The sequence below is a fragment of the Oceanobacillus sp. FSL K6-2867 genome, from assembly GCF_037963145.1.
Classification (GTDB): domain Bacteria; phylum Bacillota; class Bacilli; order Bacillales; family Amphibacillaceae; genus Oceanobacillus.
In genome coordinates this window covers 1,674,753-1,693,373 of record NZ_CP150144.1, presented here as the reverse complement: position 1 = coordinate 1,693,373, position 18,621 = coordinate 1,674,753, and the positions used below count along the sequence as shown (strand labels likewise).

The 18,621-nt window shown below is 38.8% G+C and carries 20 protein-coding genes and 1 riboswitch; of the genes, 10 read left to right on the top strand and 10 right to left on the bottom strand.

Annotation, left to right across the window (positions count from 1 at the left end):
• Positions 1–14: 14 nt before the first annotated feature.
• The 4 genes from NSQ77_RS08345 to NSQ77_RS08330 all read right to left on the bottom strand — a co-directional run bounded on the left by NSQ77_RS08345 (position 15) and on the right by NSQ77_RS08330 (position 3,721).
• A complete protein-coding gene (locus NSQ77_RS08345) occupies positions 15–791 on the bottom strand; it encodes an enoyl-CoA hydratase-related protein (RefSeq protein ID WP_339230282.1) in 777 nt (258 codons plus the stop codon).
• A gap of 14 nt (positions 792–805) precedes the next feature.
• A complete protein-coding gene (locus tag NSQ77_RS08340; protein ID WP_339230280.1) occupies positions 806–1,468 on the bottom strand; it encodes a methionine ABC transporter permease in 663 nt (220 codons plus the stop codon).
• A gap of 1 nt (position 1,469) precedes the next feature.
• Positions 1,470–2,486, bottom strand: coding sequence for an ATP-binding cassette domain-containing protein (locus tag NSQ77_RS08335; RefSeq protein ID WP_339230278.1), 1,017 nt, complete (start codon positions 2,484–2,486; stop codon positions 1,470–1,472).
• 413 nt (positions 2,487–2,899) lie between these two features.
• Positions 2,900–3,721 carry a MetQ/NlpA family ABC transporter substrate-binding protein gene (locus NSQ77_RS08330; protein ID WP_339230277.1) on the bottom strand — a complete coding sequence of 274 codons (822 nt, stop codon included), beginning with the start codon at positions 3,719–3,721 and terminating at the stop codon, positions 2,900–2,902.
• Positions 3,722–3,810: 89 nt separating this feature from the next.
• Positions 3,811–3,921, bottom strand: a riboswitch (SAM riboswitch).
• A gap of 151 nt (positions 3,922–4,072) precedes the next feature.
• Here NSQ77_RS08330 and NSQ77_RS08325 point away from each other — a divergent pair.
• The gene (locus NSQ77_RS08325; protein ID WP_339230275.1) at positions 4,073–4,573 is read left to right on the top strand and encodes a PPC domain-containing DNA-binding protein; all 501 of its coding nucleotides are present in this window, start codon (positions 4,073–4,075) and stop codon (positions 4,571–4,573) included.
• 106 nt (positions 4,574–4,679) lie between these two features.
• On the opposite strand, the gene NSQ77_RS08320 is transcribed toward NSQ77_RS08325, so the two are convergent.
• A complete protein-coding gene (locus NSQ77_RS08320) occupies positions 4,680–5,843 on the bottom strand; it encodes a pyridoxal phosphate-dependent aminotransferase (RefSeq protein WP_339230273.1) in 1,164 nt (387 codons plus the stop codon).
• A 282-nt stretch (positions 5,844–6,125) separates the two neighbouring features.
• On the opposite strand from NSQ77_RS08320, the gene brnQ reads away from it, so the two are divergent.
• Positions 6,126–7,484, top strand: coding sequence for a branched-chain amino acid transport system II carrier protein (gene brnQ, locus NSQ77_RS08315; RefSeq protein ID WP_339230271.1), 1,359 nt, complete (start codon positions 6,126–6,128; stop codon positions 7,482–7,484).
• 152 nt (positions 7,485–7,636) lie between these two features.
• Here brnQ and NSQ77_RS08310 read toward each other — a convergent pair whose 3' ends face one another.
• The 4 genes from NSQ77_RS08310 to NSQ77_RS08295 form a co-directional block, all read right to left on the bottom strand.
• Positions 7,637–8,287: a GntR family transcriptional regulator gene (locus NSQ77_RS08310; protein WP_339230270.1), complete on the bottom strand. Its 651-nt coding sequence runs from the start codon at positions 8,285–8,287 to the stop codon at positions 7,637–7,639.
• Between the two features lie 160 nt (positions 8,288–8,447).
• Positions 8,448–9,023, bottom strand: coding sequence for a hypothetical protein (locus tag NSQ77_RS08305; protein WP_339230269.1), 576 nt, complete (start codon positions 9,021–9,023; stop codon positions 8,448–8,450).
• A gap of 15 nt (positions 9,024–9,038) precedes the next feature.
• A complete protein-coding gene (gene ribD, locus NSQ77_RS08300) occupies positions 9,039–10,136 on the bottom strand; it encodes a bifunctional diaminohydroxyphosphoribosylaminopyrimidine deaminase/5-amino-6-(5-phosphoribosylamino)uracil reductase RibD (RefSeq protein WP_339230267.1) in 1,098 nt (365 codons plus the stop codon).
• Complete coding sequence (locus NSQ77_RS08295) at positions 10,129–10,884, bottom strand: GTP cyclohydrolase II (RefSeq protein WP_339230265.1); 756 nt, start codon at positions 10,882–10,884, stop codon at positions 10,129–10,131. Before NSQ77_RS08295 ends, ribD begins: the two co-directional genes overlap by 8 nt.
• 318 nt (positions 10,885–11,202) lie before the next feature.
• Here NSQ77_RS08295 and NSQ77_RS08290 point away from each other — a divergent pair, with 318 nt between their 5' ends.
• From NSQ77_RS08290 to NSQ77_RS08280, 3 genes are all read left to right on the top strand, one after another.
• Positions 11,203–11,760, top strand: a complete 558-nt coding sequence (locus NSQ77_RS08290; RefSeq protein ID WP_339230263.1) for a DoxX family protein — start codon at positions 11,203–11,205, stop codon at positions 11,758–11,760.
• Between the two features lie 193 nt (positions 11,761–11,953).
• Entirely contained in the window at positions 11,954–12,682 is a 729-nt protein-coding gene (locus tag NSQ77_RS08285; RefSeq protein ID WP_339230261.1) for an EcsC family protein, read from the top strand.
• A 52-nt stretch (positions 12,683–12,734) separates the two neighbouring features.
• Complete coding sequence (locus NSQ77_RS08280) at positions 12,735–13,166, top strand: NUDIX hydrolase (protein WP_339230259.1); 432 nt, start codon at positions 12,735–12,737, stop codon at positions 13,164–13,166.
• A 32-nt stretch (positions 13,167–13,198) separates the two neighbouring features.
• Here the strand turns inward: NSQ77_RS08280 and NSQ77_RS08275 are convergent, their stop codons facing one another.
• Positions 13,199–13,804, bottom strand: coding sequence for a TetR/AcrR family transcriptional regulator (locus tag NSQ77_RS08275; protein ID WP_339230257.1), 606 nt, complete (start codon positions 13,802–13,804; stop codon positions 13,199–13,201).
• A gap of 145 nt (positions 13,805–13,949) precedes the next feature.
• Here NSQ77_RS08275 and NSQ77_RS08270 point away from each other — a divergent pair, with 145 nt between their 5' ends.
• The 5 genes from NSQ77_RS08270 to NSQ77_RS08250 all read left to right on the top strand — a co-directional run bounded on the left by NSQ77_RS08270 (position 13,950) and on the right by NSQ77_RS08250 (position 18,513).
• Positions 13,950–14,864 (top strand): ABC transporter ATP-binding protein, encoded by a 915-nt coding sequence (locus NSQ77_RS08270; RefSeq protein WP_339230255.1) that lies wholly within the window; start codon positions 13,950–13,952, stop codon positions 14,862–14,864.
• The gene (locus NSQ77_RS08265; protein ID WP_339230253.1) at positions 14,864–16,465 is read left to right on the top strand and encodes an ABC transporter permease; all 1,602 of its coding nucleotides are present in this window, start codon (positions 14,864–14,866) and stop codon (positions 16,463–16,465) included. Before NSQ77_RS08270 ends, NSQ77_RS08265 begins: the two co-directional genes overlap by 1 nt.
• Positions 16,466–16,786: 321 nt before the next feature.
• A complete protein-coding gene (locus NSQ77_RS08260; RefSeq protein WP_339230251.1) occupies positions 16,787–17,110 on the top strand; it encodes a PadR family transcriptional regulator in 324 nt (107 codons plus the stop codon).
• Positions 17,103–17,663 carry a DUF1700 domain-containing protein gene (locus NSQ77_RS08255; RefSeq protein WP_339230250.1) on the top strand — a complete coding sequence of 187 codons (561 nt, stop codon included), beginning with the start codon at positions 17,103–17,105 and terminating at the stop codon, positions 17,661–17,663. The genes NSQ77_RS08260 and NSQ77_RS08255 overlap by 8 nt, the downstream gene beginning before the upstream one ends.
• On the top strand, positions 17,656–18,513 hold the full coding sequence (locus NSQ77_RS08250) for a DUF4097 family beta strand repeat-containing protein (protein ID WP_339230248.1): 858 nt from the start codon (positions 17,656–17,658) through the stop codon (positions 18,511–18,513). The genes NSQ77_RS08255 and NSQ77_RS08250 overlap by 8 nt, the downstream gene beginning before the upstream one ends.
• The last annotated feature ends 108 nt before the right edge of the window (positions 18,514–18,621 follow it).

The window sequence follows — 18,621 nt, the reverse complement described above, 5'->3', positions numbered from 1 at the left end:
TTGTGCTCACACCTTTATAAGAAATTAGGCTTCCTTTTATCCAAGAAAGCTTGTATGCCTTCCATATAATCTTCCGAGCTGTAGGATTCCAGAATAAGGTTCGAAATTGCATCGGTTTCCGCATTATCCCCATCGATAATAGCTTGAATGACTTGTTTAATGCCGGAGTTTGCTACCGGAGATTTCTTTAGGATCTGTCTGGCGAATGTGAATACGTCCTCCTCAATTTCTTCAGAGGCACATACATAGTCGATTAAGCCAATGTCTTTTCCTTCTTCCGCAGTAATCAGTTTTGCTGTATACAGCAATTCTTTTGTTTTAGAAGGTCCAATTAAATTTAAAAGTCGTTTCGTACTTGTCAGATTATAAACAATACCGATATTTGCGGAAGTGATTCCGAGTTTGCTTCCAGATGTAGCAAAACGAAAGTCGCATGCATTAGCAAGCTCGAGACCGCCGCCGATAGCAAGTGTTTGAATCATAGCAATTGTTGGTCTTGGAAACCGATATAGCTTTTCAATTGCGCCAAGGGCAAAATCATTATATGCCTTTGCCTTTTCTGCATGTAAACGGACTTCCAGAAATTCTGTAATATCAGCCCCAGCAGAGAAGGCAGTTTCATCAACGCCGCGGACAATAAGGAGCTTTATGGTGCTATCCAGTTTTAGTTCATCCAGCAATACTTCCAGCCTTTGAAACATAGCGAGTGAAAAACAGTTTTTCTTTTTAGGACGATTGATAATAATCGTGGCAATCGCACCTTGTTTTTCAATATAAAGCTCATTTGACATGTTAAGTCCTCCTACTAATCTTTTTTCAAACGTGCTGCGAGTCTATTACCAAGGGATTGGATTCCTTGAACAAGGATAATAAGAATAAAGACAGTGGTATACATAACATCCACTTCATATCGTAAATGTCCGAATCGATATGCAAGATCCCCGAGACCACCTGCACCAACAAGCCCAGCCATTGCTGTAGCCCCGATCAGGCTGACCGTTGCGATTGTCAGGCCTAAAATAATCGATGGCCGTGCCTCTCTAAGCATTACATTCCAAATAATTTGTCTCGTTTTAATTCCCATTGCTTTATAGGCTTCAATTACACCATTGTCCACCTCCAGCAAGGAAGTTTCTAGTAATCTGGCAATATACGGAGCCGTGTAGATAACGAGCGGGACGATTACACCTTGGACCCCAATCGTTGTTCCTACGAGTAATTTTGTGAATGGTAAAATAAAGAATAAGAGAATAATAAATGGAATGGAACGCACTACATTTATTAATAGATTGAGAAGTTGATAGACGACTTTGTTTGCTAATGCTTGACCAGGTCGTGTAAGGACAACGAGTATACCCAAAGGAACTCCGATTAATATTGCGAAAAACAGTGAAATAATAACCATTTGAAATGTTTCTACGACAGACTGTCCGATAATTGGCAGCCATTCTTGGATGAATGCTTCCATGTTATTCTCCCTCCACTTCTTCTGTTGCCACACCTTGATCGTTCAGGAATTGCAAGGATGCATTAATTTGTTCTTGTTCACCAATAAGATGAATGATTAAGTTTCCAACGATGCCATTCTTTAATTCCATAATGTTTGCAGTTAGAATGTTTGGTTCTACATTAAATTTCTGACTTACTTGGGAGAGCAGAGGCTGCCCCGTGTTCTCACCGATAAATGTAAGTCTTGTAACCGTACCATTCAGCTTCAATTGGGAAATAAGTGATGCTGATAGTTTTCGTTGAGAAATGGTATCTAAAAATTTCTTTGTCGTATGCTTACGCGGGTTTGTGAAAAGTTCTATACTTGAGCTCTGTTCGATGATTTCACCTTTTTCAAGCACGTACACATAATCACATATTTTTTGGATCACATTCATTTCATGCGTAATAAGTAAAATCGTTATCCCAAGCTCTTCATTTATTTTTAAAAGCAGGTCCAGAATGGAGTTTGTTGTCTCAGGGTCTAGTGCACTTGTTGCTTCATCACTGAGCAGTATTTCTGGTTCCTGTGACAATGCTCTGGCAATGGCCACACGCTGTTTTTGCCCGCCAGATAGCTGGGAAGGGTAGCTGTCTTGTTTTTCGAATAAGTCTACAATCTTTAAGTATTTTTCAACGCGTTTCTTCACCTCTTGTTTATCATAACCAAGAAGTTTTAACGGCGTTGCAATATTGTCATATACAGTAGCAGTTTTTAATAGATTGAAATGCTGAAAAATCATGCCGACCTTTTGTCGCGTTTGACGCAGTTTTTCTGGTGACAGAGAGGTCAATTCAGTTCCATTGATTGAGACATTTCCGCTTGTTGGCTTTTCCAGTAAATTGACAAGTCTAATTAATGTACTTTTACCAGCGCCACTATAGCCAATGACACCATGGATTTCTCCCTTTTTAACATGAAGGTTAACATTATTTACAGCTGTTACGTCCCCATTTTTAGATGGGAACACTTTCGTGATGTTTTCTAATTTAATCATCTAACCTACATTCCTTTCGAAAAAGAATGCTGCTATGGAGCCGCAACATTCTTTTGTTAAAATAATGAAGTATAAAATTTGGCTGAATTATTTCTATAATTAAAACAGCCACTTCCAGCTCAAGCGCCCAGCGGCTAGCGAGACTTCCTTTACCTCATGACGATCTAAAGAAGACTTGCCGACTGTCAAGACATGAGGCTTAGTTACACTTATACCCTTGTGGTGAAATCGGGCATCGACTCCAAGTAAAAAGGATGGCCGACTAAAATCAGGCTAAAGCCTAACGTTGGCATACCTCTTACAGGGGCATGTTTCCTTTATCTACTCCGTAAGAATGTTCGACAGGTCGAACCACTCTAAAGTTCGGGGCGCAGTCCGTACGTCGCTAACCGGGCACTTCCGCTTTTGTATACTTATTCATCCCAGCTTGGGATTACAGAGCCTTGAAACTCTTCTTCAATAAATGCTTTCACTTTATCGGATTGGTATGCTTCGACGAATTTTTGAACAACTGGGTCATCTTCATTCTCGGAGCGTACAACGATATAGTTTACATATGGAGAGTTGGTGGATTCTAATAGAATTGAATCTTCTTTTGGACTAATTCCTGCTCCTAAAGCGAAATTCGTATTAATTGCAGCTGCATCGACTTCGCTGAGCTGATTTGGAATTTGGGCAGCATCTAATTCAACAAATTCCAAATTCTTCGGGTTCTCCACTACATCGTGGATAGAAGCAGTTTCTTTCTTGCCTTCTTCGAGTGTAATAATCCCTGTCTCTTCCAAAATAAATAACGCTCGCCCACCGTTTGTCGGGTCATTTGGAAGGCCAAATATTGCGCCATCAGGCAGATCATCAATACTCTCATATGTATCAGAATAAACACCCATTGGGTTTAGAATGGTCTTTCCAACAGGCACTAAATCTGTCCCATGATCCTCATTAAATTGATCTAAGAAAGGTTTATGCTGATAGCTGTTTACATCTAAATCACCTTCAGATAATGCGGTATTCGGTAGAACATAGTCAGAAAATACTTTCAGCTCCACTTCTAGCCCATTTTCAGCAGCAACCTCAGCAGCTGCTTCTACAATTTGTTCATGTGGACCAGCGGTAACACCAACCACTATTTTATTCTCATTAAGTGCATTGCTGCTGCCGGAGGCATTATCACCACAAGCAGCTAGTACTCCAGCTAATAAAATAATTGATACAACATTTCTTAACTTTTTCATTCCATAACCCCCTGTAATATAGTAATGTAACGATAATTAAATAGCCTCTCTTTAAAAGAAAGAGAGGCTTGTATATACTACAGAGTCCTCTCTCATCTTTCAAAACGTAATGTTTTGCAGGATTTAGCACCTTTCTATGCTGTAACATAAAAGGTTGCCGAGCTTCATTGGGCCAGTCCCTCAGCTACTCTTGATAAGAGATGTTAGCTATTCGATTCTATTAATTAAAATTAACGTATAATTGTAATTCAGTCAATACTTATTTTATTTATTGTTGCATTTCTTTTGTGACTACCATTATTATTGTGATAATTAGAATTTTCAGTATTGCAGATGAGGAGAGGTTAATTGATGACATTGTGTCGTGCGCATTATGCCAAAGGAAAGACAGGAGCAATTCTTGCAGCAAGATTATTAACTGGAACAGATCTTTTAGCAGGGATTGAACAGCTATGTGGCGAAAATAATATTCAGTCAGCGGTAATCAGCAGCTGTTTTGGCAGCTTCCAGCAAGCAGGTTATTTATATTTAGTACCAAATAGTGAATCAAAAGTTGGTGCTGGATATGGGGAGTTACAGGTAAGGCAGGGACCAGTTGAGTTTTTGCAGGGAACTGGGGTTGTATGCAAGCGAGAGGGTGAGTATGAAATCCACTTTCATGGCACAATGTGTGATCAAGCAGGAAATGTTTTCGGTGGTCATCTAGTAAAAGGGGAAAATCCTGTTATTACAGTAGATCTTGTTCTTACAGCTGTTGAAGGAATGACCTTTAGCCGGGAGTATGATGAAGAAACAGGAGGAAACCAATTTTATCCTTTGGAACATGGAAGGGCTGTGACGAACAGCTTATGAAAAAGCTGTAAGATAGTTTTTTAAAGTGATTGATCGTTTGGAGCAATCCTGAATCATAAAAAGGTGATCTTAGTCGAGCTACTCTGTTAAGATCACCTTTCCTATGTTAAAAAATATTTAGCTTCTCAATGCGCTGGATTGCTTCTTTGATACGTTCTTCATCAACAAGCAAGCCAATACGGACATAACCTTCACCAAACGACCCGAAACCATTTCCAGCAGCTACTGCGACATCTGCTTTTTCTAATAGAAAATCAGCAAACGTTTCACTTGTAAAGTCCTTTGGAACGGGCAGCCACGCAAAGAAGGAGCCTTTTGGAGCCTCAACTTCCCAGCCAATTCGTTCACATTCAGCTATTAATACATTTCTACGTCCTTCGTAAAGAGCAACTAACGCTTCAACACAAGCTTGGTCATCTGATAAGGCAACAGCTGCGGCATGCTGTACAGCCGGGAAGATACTTACAAATAAATGATCCTGCAATAGATTAATTGCCTCTATCATGTCTTTATTACCTACTGCAAATCCGACACGCCAGCCGGCCATATTATATGACTTCGATAACGTATAAAGTTCAATTCCAATATCCTTTGCACCTTCAGCTTCTAAAAAGCTAATCGGCTTATTATCGTCAAATCCGATTGCTCCATAAGCAAAGTCATGTACGATTCCAATGGAGTGTTCTTTGCCCAGCTTAACCGTTTCTTCAAAAAAAACTTTCGAAGCAGTGGCACCTGTGGGGTTATTTGGATAATTTAAATATATTAGTTTCGCTTCATCTAATTGACTAGAACTAAGATTATTATAATTTGGTAAAAAATCATTTTCTCGAAGCAATGGCATTGTTTCATGACGCACATTTGCCAACCCCACACCTGATAAGTAATCTGGATAACCGGGATCAGGCAATAGCAGTAATTCTCCATCATTCATTAAAGCAAGCGGTAATTCTACTAATCCAATCTTCGTTCCAAATAAGATAGCGACTTCTGTTTCTGGGTCCACGTCAACATTGTATTCTCTTTTATAAAAATCGGCTGCTGCTTCTTTTAGTTCAGTTGTCCCACGGAAAGGGGAGTATTTATGTGTCATCGGCTCCTGGGCTGATTGTTGCAATGCTTTCACAATGTGCGGAGGGGTTGGCTGATCGGGATTCCCCTGTCCTAAATTAATAACATCTCGACCTTCAGCATACGCTGCTGTAACCTTTTGAACGAGCGTTGCAAAAAACTGCGCAGGCAATCCTTTTAAACGATTCGAAAATTCCATTGTCATAACCTTCTTTACAGTAAGATGAATTGTTGAATAAATTCTATAATCTTTTATTGGTTCTGTCTAGCAATGAAAAAATATGTCGCTTTTAAAAAAATCTGCAGCAGTTGATTTGTTTGGATTTTTGGAAAAATATCAAAAAAGATTCTGTAATATATTGCATTTTTGTTAGGAAAATAGTATGATTATCAACATCAGTCAATAGAACATAGCTCGATTAAATTGTCGAAAAATTTAATAAAATGGACAAACTTAATTAGCAACGAGGGGGAACATTCGATGAATAATAAAATAACCTTTTCATCATATCTAGCAATCGGCTTTATGCTGTTTGCACTATTTTTTGGAGCTGGTAATTTAATTTTCCCAGCACAGTTAGGACAATATGCAGGATCAAGCATTTGGCCAGCAATTATTGGATTTTTAGTAACAGGTGTAGGATTGCCGTTGCTTGGGATTCTTGCAATGGGCTTTTCAGGCAGCAGAAACCTTCAAGAATTATCCAGCAGGGTTCACCCGGTATACGGAATCTTTTTTACAGCACTACTTTATTTAACAATTGGGCCATTCTTTGCAGCACCAAGAACAGGAACAGTAGCATATGAAGTAGGAATTGCGCCATTTATTAGTGAAGGGTCTCAACAGACAGGTTTACTTATTTTCACAATTATCTTTTTCGCGGCAGCACTTTTGTTTTCATTATTCCCAGGGAAACTTGTTGGTAATGTCGGAAAGATATTGGCTCCAGCATTAGTTGTCTTGCTGGCTGTTCTCTTGTTATTTGCAATTTTCAATCCCATGGGAGCAATGCAGTCTCCGCAGGAAGCATATCAAAGTGGTGCATTTGTGACAGGTTTCCTGGAAGGCTATAATACAATGGATGCTTTAGCATCACTCGTGTTCGGAATTATCGTCATTAACGCAATTCGTGCATTGGGTATTACTTCAAAAAGTGGAATTCTTTCTGCGACAGCAAGAACAGGGGTTATTGCAATTACGCTGCTTGGGATTATTTATGTAGGAATTGCAGTCCTAGGAGCTACGAGTACAGAAACTCTAGGTTTATTTGATACTGGTGGACCAGTATTAAGTGGTGCTGCATCGCATTATTTTGGAACATTTGGATCTATTATGCTAGCAATCATGATTATCCTTGCTTGCTTAACAACAGCAATTGGATTAATAACAGCGAACGCAGAGTACTTCAATACATTATTTCCAAAGATCAGCTATAAAGTACTGGTTGTGTTCTTTAGTGTATTAACGTTTGTTATTGCTAACTTTGGACTGGCAAATATTATTACATTCTCGATCCCAGTTCTTATGTTCCTATATCCATTGGCAATCGTATTAATGCTTCTGACATTTGTATCTCCGCTGTTTAATCATGCACGTATGGTATATGTAGCAACAATTGCAGTTACATTTTTAATTAGTATATTTGATGGTTTAGTAGCGCTTTGTGATTCACTAGGAATAGAAAACTTCAGCTGGATGAATCCGGTATTAGATTTTTATGAATCGGTACTGCCATTCTATAATCAAGGGCTGGGTTGGTTAATCCCAGCAGCAATCGTTATTGCTATTACCGGGGTTATTGCGAAAGTACAAAGTATAGGTTCGACACAGGAAGTCTAAAACGAATGAAAACCCGAATCCAATAAAAATGGGATTCGGGTTTTATATATGTAGAGCTGGTTCTGTACCGATGGCCAGAGCAGGTTATTTGCAGCATTTCACAAAAATCACTTTTGGCCCAGTCTCTATGAATCCAGATCGAAATCAGTCTGTTATAACGAAAAAGCATCCAAAGTGCGAAGCCAATTCTCTTTCATGACAGCAGAGAGTGTTTCGGTGTCCCTAATTTCCATTAGTTCAATAATTTTCCGATGATCATCAATCGAATTGTTAGTCAGTACAATGGAATTATGGAAAAAAAGTCTTCGTACATGCGCTTGTAAGGAACCAAGTATTGCTTGTATATATGTATTGCCTGCTGTATCAACGATAATTTTATGAAATTGTTCATCTACTTTCAAGGCAGAATAGTAATTTTCTGACTGAATCGCGTCGGAAAATTGCTGATTAGTTTTCTTTAGTAACTCTAACGTATTATGAGTCAAATTTGTAACGGCTAACTCTGCGGATAATGCCTGTAATGCAGCAAGAGGCGGAAGGATGTCATTAATAGATTCCTTTTCTATCTCTGTAACCTGTGTTGCCTTACCAGGATACATTTTTACAAAGCCTTGAGATTCAAGCAGCTGCAAGGATTCACGAATTGGCGTCCTGCTGACACCTAATGCTTTAGCGAGCTCCGTGTCATTTAATTTTTCACCTGGAAGTAAGGTCCCATCAATAATCCACTGTTGAAGCTGGTTGAATGCGTTTTCCTTTGCAGATAAGCGAACAGGTTTTAAGTGATTCGTTGGTATTGGCAATGCAGTTCACACCTTCCAGAAGAAATATAAAAGCTTTAGACATTAGTATACATGAAATTGTCTCATTTTGGAATATGCAATATATTGCATTTGAAATGTAATCATAAATTTATTGCTATAATTATAAAATGAGTGAGCAGGCTACATTTAAAAAGCCTGCTCACTCATTTTTATTCAGTATGCTATTTACGAAAGCTGTCCAATCAACTACTCTAGGAATATGCTGCAAGTGACGGTTATAGCTTTGATCCCGTACATAGACCTTGGTAGAGCTGTTTGCTAATGTGTCGAGCACAGCAGGTTTATCATCTACATAATAATCGAGTTCCAGCTGCTTGATGATATCCAGCTTATCTTCATCTTGCATGCCATAGAAAAATTTTCTGTCCTCAACAGGGAAGCCTTGCTGTTTCATCCAGGTTTTCGTTCGTTCACCATGTTCCTTTGGTCTAGCGGTAATATAGTAAACCTCATGTCCTGCTAAGGTAAGTGCATGTAATGCTTCTGCAGCACCCGGGAAAATCGGGCATGCTGTATAGTATATTTCTTCCAATGAGCTGTTCCACATTTCTTTTCCCTCGTTGTCAGATAATCCAAATGCTTCATGGATTTCTACACGCGAAATGTTTTGAAAGACATCGAGTCCCACATCCTGATTTAATTTTTTATTATAGAGATGGAAGGCGTGCTCCCGTAAATTAATGAGTGTATCATCAATATCAAAACCAAATTTCACCTTATCATTCCTCAGTTATTCATTATCGTAGTTCGGGTAACCGATAAATTTGAAATCCTGTCCAATCCGTTGGATGTCTGTATCGATTAAGTCAATGGCATCGGTCATTTGATCGATTCCTGCACCTTCTAAAAAGGTAGGTGCATTTTTACCGCCAATTAACTTCGGTGCAAAATAGAGGATTACTTTGTCGACAAGCTTATTCTCCAGAAACGTGGCATTTATATTGCCTCCGCCTTCAATAAATAGAGAGGAGATTCCTTTTTCACCTAGCGCTGATACAACCTCAAGTGGATTTACATGTTCGGCGTCACTTGTTTCTGCAACAATTATATTTAAATCCTCCAACATCCTCCGTTTCACTTTGTCATAGCTCTGGCTAGTAAAAATAATAGTTTCTGCTTTTTTGTCCGTAATAACCTGAGCTTCCAGAGGAATTCTTAAGTTGGAATCCATTATGACACGAATGGGATTTCTGCCATTTTGAATCCGTGCCGTCAGTGCAGGGTCATCCTTAAGCACGGTATTAATACCAACAAGGATAGCCATATTTTCGCTTCGCAGCTGATGAACATCCTGTCTTGATTCCTCAGATGTTATCCATTTGCTGCTGAATGTATGGGAAGCTACTTTTCCATCCAAGGTAATTCCGGCTTTTAATGTGACAAATGGTTTTTTTGTCACAATGTATTTATTGAAAACCTCATTCATCTTACGTGCTTCGTCTTCCATTACACCGGTAACCACTTCGATTCCTGCATCTTCTAATATTTTTACACCATTGCCAGCAACAATCGGATTTGGATCGAGTGTCGCAATGACAACCTTTTTAATACCGGCTTCTGCGATTGCGACCGCACATGGACCTGTTCTACCATGGTGGGAACAAGGTTCAAGAGTTACATAAATAGTACCACCCTTTGCCTTATCACCGGCCATTCGCAAAGCGTTTATCTCAGCGTGGGCTTCGCCTGCTTTAAGATGTGCACCAACACCAACGATACGATTATCATTAACGATGACAGAACCGACAAGGGGATTTGGGTCGGTTTGTCCTTTCATGGCTTGGGCATTTTTTAAAGCGAGGTCCATATAAAATGCATCGCTAGTCATTCAAGCAAGTCCTTTCTTCTTTGAGATGACCGGATTTTGTAATCTTCGTTTGCAAGTATTTTTCATTGTACTCCGAAACATCTCCCCAAAGCGGTGTACGTCCAGACACATGCATTCCAGCGTTTTCCAATGCTTCTAGCTTTAATGGATTATTTGTAATTAACGTTACTGGTTTTGTGCGTAAAGTTTTTAGTACACGAATAGCGTCATCATAGTTTCTTGAATCATTCACGAATCCAAGCTGTTCATTTGCCTCTACCGTATCATAGCCATTTTCCTGAAGCACATAAGCCATTGCTTTGCTAAATAGACCAATACCTCTGCCTTCATGGTTCGCTAAATAGAATAACGCCCCAGTTCCGTGCTCTTTAATTTTTTTCATGGATTCTTTTAATTGGAAGCCGCAATCACAGCGCTTACTGCCAAAAATATCACCTGTGTGGCAAATGGAGTGCATGCGGATTAACGCGTCGTCTGCATGCTTAAAATCCCCATAAACAAGGACGCTGGATTGTTGGAATTCTGCTAGGTTTACGGTGGATAGTTTATCTATTATCTTTTGGTAATCCTCCGTAACATCCTCGCAATTCAGCCAGCAGTACCACTGAAACACAACTGTTTCTCCATATAAATTCACTGGAAGCTGGATGGGTCCTACTAAATATATAGCTCGATCTTCAGATCGTATTAATTCAATTTTATCCTTTAAGATAGAAAAAGCTTTTGATTCTAGGTTTATTTGTCCCATTGTAAAATCTCCTTTCACTCTCATTTAGTATAATTAAAAAAGACTCAGGCTTCAATTTTATTTCCTCGAAGTTGTATTTTTAAAAATGCTCTTGCTTCCGTGTGAAATAGAATTGTATCGATTAGTATATGCAATCTTCTTAATAGATGTCAGCTATTTTGCAGCTTTTGTACAAATGTATCATATGGTAGTTAAACGTTATTTTTAAATAATAAGACAAGCGTAAAGTTTTCGTTAGTAGTTGGTTATTATGTTTCATTTGTCGAAAAATGGGGATATTATATGAATAGTAAGACAAATAATTTAGGAGGGGATGAAATGGTCGAACTTCGAGATTCTAAGTATGGTAAAGAAGTATTTATTGAAGAAAATCCATTATCCAGGTGGATGTTTTCCAATACAAAGTCCGCTTGGATTTGGCTGATATTACGTGTTTATATTGGCTACACATGGGTTGCTTCAGGATTTGGCAAAGTCACGGACGATGCTTGGACAGGATCCAATGCAGGTGTTGCACTTGAAGGCTATATGACAGGTGTAATGTCACTTGCTGAAGAAGGTGGAGTAGCGGGGTGGTATGCTTGGTTCCTCGAGTCTGTTATCATTCCGAATGCGAACATTTTTTCTTACGTCGTAGCTTGGGGAGAATTTTTAGTGGGAATTGGATTAATTGTCGGTTTCTTAACAGGAATTGCTGCGTTCTTTGGTGCACTTATGAATATTTCATTTTTACTTGCAGGTACAGTTAGCTCAAATCCAGTAATGCTCCTAATTGCAATGTTATTGGTTTTAGCGTGGAAGGTTGCTGGTTGGTATGGTGTTGATCGCTGGGCATTACCAAAGCTAGGCACTCCATGGAGTATAAGGCGCAAATAGTGTAATACTTTTAAATAATCGATACGGTTAAGTCAAAGTGGCTTAGCCGTATTTTTGTTTAATAGAGTTATTTGGATTCAGAGCCCATGTGGTTATACCTTTATTAACCGTAGAGAACGATTATGATAAATGGAACTATTTCCTCCTGCATATCGTATAACTATATATAATAATGCCAGAGGATGATTTAATAATGAAAGATTATGAAATGAAAGCATATGAAGAGGTCCAGGCTTGGCGATTAAAAGTAATGAAACGGTCTGGGGTGTTTAATAAATTGTCTAAACAGGCGCAAAACAAAATAAATAGCTGGATTCCAGAAAAAGTGCATCAAATTGTTACAGACAGCATTAAACATATGGTAAAGGCAACATTGGTCGGCTCCAATTGGACAACGAAAAAACAGCTTGCAATAACTGGCGGTCTTGCAGAGCGGGACGAGCTGCTAAGAGAAAAGCATACCGCGTATCGCAAAACAGCAGTAATAGAGGGCGCAGGAACAGGAGCTGGAGGGATTTTGCTTGGAGCTGCGGATTTTCCATTGCTATTATCCATTAAAATGAAATTTCTGTTTGAAGCAGCAGCAGTTTATGGATTTGATACGAATAAGTATGAAGAACGTTTATTTCTGCTTCATATCTTTCAGCTAGCGTTCTCCAGTGAAGACAAGCGAAGAGAGACATTGTTTATTGTTGAGAACTGGGAGGAACAAAAGGATAAGCTTGTCGACATGGACTGGCGCGTTTTTCAGCAGGAATATCGGGATCATATTGATTTAATTAAAATGCTTCAATTAATTCCGGGATTCGGTGCGATTGTCGGTGCCTATGCCAACTATAATTTAATGGATCAGCTTGCAGAAACAGCAATGAATGTGTATCGAATGCGGGTTTTAGAATCGGATGGGCCGTTGGATTATTAGATTTGTGGGTTCACGCTTTAGAAAATTTAAAAAGGGAAGACGGGGAATTTTATTGAAAAAGACACAGCAGCCGATTTATACACCACCAAAACATATCGTTTCAGCAGCAACAATAGTAATAAACGATCAACGGGAAATTTTATTAATTAAAGGACCTAAAAGAGGCTGGGAAATGCCTGGCGGACAAGTTGAGGAAGGAGAGTCTTTAAAAGAGGCGGCAATCCGAGAAACAAAAGAGGAGTCAGGGATTGATATAGAAATCATAAAGTTCTGCGGAATTTTTCAAAATGTAACAAGGTCGATTTGCAATACTCTTTTTTTAGCTAAGCCAATTGGCGGCGAGTTAGCGACCTCTCCAGAGAGCCTGGAAGTAGGATTCTTCCCTATTGAACACGCTCTAGTCAAGGTGACTTGGCATAATTTCAGACAACGAATTGAATATTGCTTGGATAAAAATACTCAGCCATTTCTTATTGAATTTTAAAGAAGCTCAAGGGGAATGCCTTGAGCTTGTTTTTATATGTTTTCACGATTATTTTCCCTCTTGCCAACAACCCCATAAAAGAATAGCTTCGTAAGATCCTCTGATAATGGGAGTAACGTGTGAACAACATCATCACGCTGCATATATTCCTGAAACATTTGCAAATAAAATAATATGGCTTCATTTGATAACGATGAATCAATAAATCCTTGATTCTTTCCATCATTTACAAACTCAATGAGCAATGGCAAGCCTTCCTTAAGATAGACCTCTTCTACATAGCTTTGTCCTGTTGCATAATCCTTGAGGAGATCTTGAAAAAATTTATTATTCATTGAATGGTTGGCCATGTTTCTTTCAAAGGAAATCATCTGTTTTATTTTCTCTTCATATGGAAGATTACTTGCAAGCAATGCTTTCATTTCATCCCAGATCTGATCAACATAAAATTTGAAAACGAGATGGATTAAGTTATTTTTGCTGTCAAAATAATTATATATTGTTACCTGTGAGACGCTAGCCTCTTTCGCAATCTCTGCTATTGAAACCTTCTGAACACCATATTTCATAAATAAATCAAGTGCGGCTTCTAAAATGTCCTTTTTCTTTAATTCTCTGCGACGTTCAAATCCATCCATATTGTTCACCTCATATGTAGTTTAATAAAAAATATGTAATAAAACAATAAACATCTTTCATAAATTGGTTGCATAAAGGATTTGTTTTATATATTATGAACTATATAAGTCAAAATATTTCATAACTAAAAGAGGAGAATGAAATATGCCAATTTTAAAAGCGACAGGCTTAACGAAACGATTTGGGAATTTTACAGCTTTAGATGGGGTGGATATGGAATTAAATAAGGGAGAAGTATATGGATTTATAGGGCCAAATGGTGCAGGGAAATCAACGACCATCCGGATTTTACTTGGAATGTTAAAAGCAACAGCTGGGGAAGCACATATTTTTGGAAAAGACGTATGGAAGGATGCTGTTGAGCTGCATAAACAAATTGCCTATGTTCCTGGAGATGTGAATCTATGGCCAAATTTAACTGGCGGTGAAGTAATTGATCTGTTTATGAAAATGCGTGGTGCTAAAAATCGTGGGAAAAAAGAAGAATTGATGAAGCGTTTTAAATTCAATCCAACGAAAAAAAGCAGAACCTATTCAAAAGGGAACAGGCAGAAGGTTGCATTAATTGCTGCTTTCGCTTCAGATGCGGATTTGTATATTTTAGATGAGCCAACATCCGGGCTTGACCCATTAATGGAGCGGATTTTTCAAGAATGTGTACAGGAAGCGAAAGAAGCGGGAAAAAGTGTACTGCTTTCGAGTCATATTTTATCGGAGGTAGAGAGGCTGTGTGATCGAGTCGGGATTATTCGAGAAGGCCAAATTATAGAGCGAGGAACATTGGATGAATTACGCCATCTTACCCGAACAAATCTAACCATTCAAACGAAGGAATTGATTACAACCCTGGACGAATTCCCAGGTATTCATAACTTGGAAAAAGAGGGGCACAATCTATCCTTCCAAGTTGATACAGAAGAGATGGATGCCATAATCCGCCATATTAGTCAATTTGGAATCGTTAAATTGGAAAGCGCACCTCCAACCTTAGAAGACTTATTTATGCGTCATTATCAAGGTGAGGGACGTACCTTTTTCGAACCGGGAGGGTCCAGGTAATGTCTCAAAAACTTTTTACTGGAACAGGTTGTTTAACAAAATTAATGATCAGGCAAAATCGTTTCAGGCTGCTTTTATGGCTGGTCGGATTAATTGCAGTAACGCTAGCAACAGCTGTTGCATATCCTGACATCTACCCAGATGAACAGTCTCGTGCTGCTTTTGTTTTGACGATGGAAAATCCAGCAATGATTGCAATGCTTGGGGTTGGTTATGAAGATTATGCAACTATTGGATCTTTATTTGCACATGAAATGCTACTTTTTACGGCGGTTGCAGTTGCAATTATGAATATTTTACTAGTCGGACGGAGTACGCGAGCAGACGAAGAAGATGGTCGTGTAGAGCTGATTCGTTCCTTACCTGTTGGCCGTTTAGCATACTTGAACGGAGCAGCTATTGTTGCGATTATAACAAATGTATTCGTAGCAGTTCTAATTGGGACGGGTATCTTTTTGTTGAATATCGATGGAATGAGTGCACAGGGAGCCTATTTGTATGGAGCGATACTAGGAGCGACAGGACTTGTTTTTGCAGGCTTTACAGCATTATTCGCCCAGCTTGCGGAAACCTCAAGGGGTTCCGCAATGCTTTCATTTGGAGCTTTAATTGCGGCATATCTTGTCCGGGCAAGTGGGGATATCAGCAGTGAGGCACTTTCACTCGTTTCACCGCTCGGCTGGACGGTACGGACAGAAGTGTTTGTAGAAAATCATTGGTGGCCCGTTTATGTCATGCTGACTGTTGCGGTGGTGTTATTGCTTGTAGCCTTTTATTTGAATGCGATTCGTGACCTGGAATCTGGATTTATTCCAGAACAAGCAGGTAAGAGGAATGCATCCGTCTTTTTACAAACAACGTTGGGACTCGCGTTTAGACTGCAACGAACAAACCTGATTGCTTGGGCAATTGGAATTTTCCTGCTTAGTGCCTCATTTGGAGCAATTTTAGGGGATCTAGAAGTATATTTTACCGATAATGAGTTTGTTAAAGCCTTTTTAGCTGAAAGCGGAGATAATTCCATGATGGAACAGTTTATTGTCATGCTCATGGGGATTATGGCATTGATTAGTACGGTTCCGGCTATGATGACGGTGATGAAGCTGAAGAGTGAGGAAAATAAGTATTTGACCGAAAATTATTATAGTCGTGCCGTTTCACGTTCGCGTTTACTAGGAAGCTATTTATGCCTTAGCATGATTGCAAGCTTTGTCATGCAGGCGCTTGTAGCGACCGGGCTCTGGTCTGTTGGCGTGATGGTTGTTGATGATGCGTTAGCATTTGATACAATGTTTGCTTCAGCACTTGTCTATTTGCCAGCAATGTGGATTTTCATAGGTCTGGCAGTCTTCTTTATCGGTATTGCACCAAAGGCAGCGGGTTCCACATGGCTATATGTAGTTTTTGGTTTTGTGGTGATTTATCTTGGCGATATGCTCGAATTTCCAGAATGGATTAATAATTTATCTGCCTTTCATCATATACCACAGATCCCTATAGAGGATATGGATATCATGCAGGTTTCCATTTTAGTTGTTATTGCAATAGCATTAACCGGGATTGGTTTTGTTGGATATAACCGACGAGACATTCAGGGATAATATACGTCGTTGTGCTTATTCTGGATAATTGCTGGAATTTATAAAAAAGTTACCGGGTTCAACTTAAAAATGCTGAAGTCAGTGAATGGCCATGCTGTTTTTTTGAACAAAGAACGAGTGTTTAGTTAAAACTAAAATGCATTTATATGTAAAAGGAGACTTCTGGCTAAACCGCTAGAAGTCCTTTTTTAAGAAAAGATAATATTTAGTACCTTGCAATGAACAGTACCATGTGTTATATTTTGTTAGAGAGGTACTTGTTAAAAGTCAGTACTATACATTGAACAGTACCAGTGAGAGAAATGAGGTGTCGTATAATCAATGAATGTCCAATTTAAAAAAGGTGTACTAGAGCTATGCGTTTTAGTTTTACTTGATAAGAAAGACCGTTACGGATATGAACTCGTGCAAAAAATTTCTGACCAGATAGATATTTCAGAAGGAACGGTTTATCCACTTTTAAGGAGGCTAACAAAAGAGGGCTATTTTACAACGTACTTGAAGGAATCAACGGAGGGACCGCCGCGTAAGTATTATAAGCTGACTGATGTAGGAAGAAGCTATTATCAAGAGCTATTGCAGGAATGGAGAGAATTCACAAATGGGGTAAACCAATTAATTAAAGAAGGTGATATAGATGAATAAAGATCAATTCTTCAGCAAATTAAATGTGTCTTTAAAAAAGCTCCCATCTCAAGAAAGAGAGGACATTTTACAGGACTTTGATGAGCATTTTACGATTGGATTAGAAGAAGGAAAAACAGAGGAGCAAATTGCAGAATCATTAGGTTCTCCACAGCAAATTGCAAAAGATTTAACAGCGGCCTACCATGTGGAGAAGGTAGAAGAAACGATAACGACAGCTAATATTTTTCGTGCGGTTTGGGCTGTGATCGGGTTAGGATTTTTCAATTTGGTAATTGTATTGGGACCATTTATTGCACTAGCAGCTCTCATTGTTGCAGGCTGGATAGCAGCGGGTTCCTTTATTGTATCGCCATTACTTGTTCTTATAAACACATTTATGTATCCGGAAATATTCCAGTTCTTTGATTTGTTTTTCTCGATTGGTTTGATGGGGCTTGGCCTATTTATTGCTATCGGAATGTATTTTGCAACTCGTGCCGTAACAAGCGGCTTTATCCGTTATTTAAAATTTAATATGCGCGTTGTTAAAGGAGGTATGAAAGATGCATAATATTAAAAAGATAGCCGCCATTGCATTAACTTTATTATTAATAGGGATTATCGGAACAATTTTCACAGTAGGGTCGAAAAACGAAAACTATGTACCAGAAACAATTGAACTAAAAGATGAGGTTTATGAAGAGATTGCAGTTCAGTCAAATAATGCGGTGGTAGAAGTTGTTCCTTCAAATAACGAAACCACGACCGTTGAATTTAGTGGGAACACCGAAAAAAACCCGAAGTATGATGTAAAAGCAGATGTAGAAGGCAGTATGCTGTCAGTTACTGTTAAGGAAAAGTGGTTTAAATTTTTTAACTTCGATTTTTCATTTTCATCCCCAAAGCTGACGGTTTATGTGCCGGAAAAGGCATATGAGACAATTCAAATTGATACAGATAATGGGCGTATTGATGCCCATGAACTAGAAGCGAGTGAAATGCATATAAACTCGAATAATGGACGAACAAGTGCGAGCGACTTAGACGTAAATGAATTACATGTAACAACAAATAATGGCCGAATTGAGCTGAAAGATATACAGAGCTCGGAGGTTATTAGTGAAGCAGACAATGGAGAAATCAAATTGGAAAATGTTGAGGGAGAGCTGAAGGGAAGAACGAGCAACGGAAAAATTACACTCGTTACGGAACATTTAGATCGCCCAATTGACTTCAGTACAAATAATGGGCGAATAAATATTCAAACAGAAAACAAACCGACAAATGCAGTCTTTGATGTAAAGGTCGATAACGGAAAAGCAAGGATTTTTGGTAACTCGAATTGGAATACAGTTGTTGGAGATGGAGATAATCTTATTAAACTAACAGCGAATAATGGTGGTATTACAGTAGAAAAGTAAAACCGGAAATAGCCGCGTTTCAATTAAATTTTGTTTAATTGAGGGCGGCTTTTTTCATGTTTCTAAAAGTGTAATATTACCGTAATCATTCTGTAAAAATACATCCAA

What these genes read in the sequence shown, in the direction of transcription:
- NSQ77_RS08345 (WP_339230282.1), bottom strand. Translation starts at nt 791, where the DNA reads ATGTCAAATGAGCTTTATATTGAAAAACAAGGTGCGATTGCCACGATT.
- NSQ77_RS08340 (WP_339230280.1), bottom strand. Translation starts at nt 1,468, where the DNA reads ATGGAAGCATTCATCCAAGAATGGCTGCCAATTATCGGACAGTCTGTC.
- NSQ77_RS08335 (WP_339230278.1), bottom strand. Translation starts at nt 2,486, where the DNA reads ATGATTAAATTAGAAAACATCACGAAAGTGTTCCCATCTAAAAATGGG.
- NSQ77_RS08330 (WP_339230277.1), bottom strand. Translation starts at nt 3,721, where the DNA reads ATGAAAAAGTTAAGAAATGTTGTATCAATTATTTTATTAGCTGGAGTA.
- NSQ77_RS08325 (WP_339230275.1), top strand. Translation starts at nt 4,073, where the DNA reads ATGACATTGTGTCGTGCGCATTATGCCAAAGGAAAGACAGGAGCAATT.
- NSQ77_RS08320 (WP_339230273.1), bottom strand. Translation starts at nt 5,843, where the DNA reads ATGGAATTTTCGAATCGTTTAAAAGGATTGCCTGCGCAGTTTTTTGCA.
- brnQ (WP_339230271.1), top strand. Translation starts at nt 6,126, where the DNA reads ATGAATAATAAAATAACCTTTTCATCATATCTAGCAATCGGCTTTATG.
- ribD (WP_339230267.1), bottom strand. Translation starts at nt 10,136, where the DNA reads ATGACTAGCGATGCATTTTATATGGACCTCGCTTTAAAAAATGCCCAA.
- NSQ77_RS08295 (WP_339230265.1), bottom strand. Translation starts at nt 10,884, where the DNA reads ATGGGACAAATAAACCTAGAATCAAAAGCTTTTTCTATCTTAAAGGAT.
- NSQ77_RS08290 (WP_339230263.1), top strand. Translation starts at nt 11,203, where the DNA reads ATGGTCGAACTTCGAGATTCTAAGTATGGTAAAGAAGTATTTATTGAA.
- NSQ77_RS08285 (WP_339230261.1), top strand. Translation starts at nt 11,954, where the DNA reads ATGAAAGATTATGAAATGAAAGCATATGAAGAGGTCCAGGCTTGGCGA.
- NSQ77_RS08275 (WP_339230257.1), bottom strand. Translation starts at nt 13,804, where the DNA reads ATGGATGGATTTGAACGTCGCAGAGAATTAAAGAAAAAGGACATTTTA.
- NSQ77_RS08270 (WP_339230255.1), top strand. Translation starts at nt 13,950, where the DNA reads ATGCCAATTTTAAAAGCGACAGGCTTAACGAAACGATTTGGGAATTTT.
- NSQ77_RS08265 (WP_339230253.1), top strand. Translation starts at nt 14,864, where the DNA reads ATGTCTCAAAAACTTTTTACTGGAACAGGTTGTTTAACAAAATTAATG.
- NSQ77_RS08260 (WP_339230251.1), top strand. Translation starts at nt 16,787, where the DNA reads ATGAATGTCCAATTTAAAAAAGGTGTACTAGAGCTATGCGTTTTAGTT.
- NSQ77_RS08255 (WP_339230250.1), top strand. Translation starts at nt 17,103, where the DNA reads ATGAATAAAGATCAATTCTTCAGCAAATTAAATGTGTCTTTAAAAAAG.
- NSQ77_RS08250 (WP_339230248.1), top strand. Translation starts at nt 17,656, where the DNA reads ATGCATAATATTAAAAAGATAGCCGCCATTGCATTAACTTTATTATTA.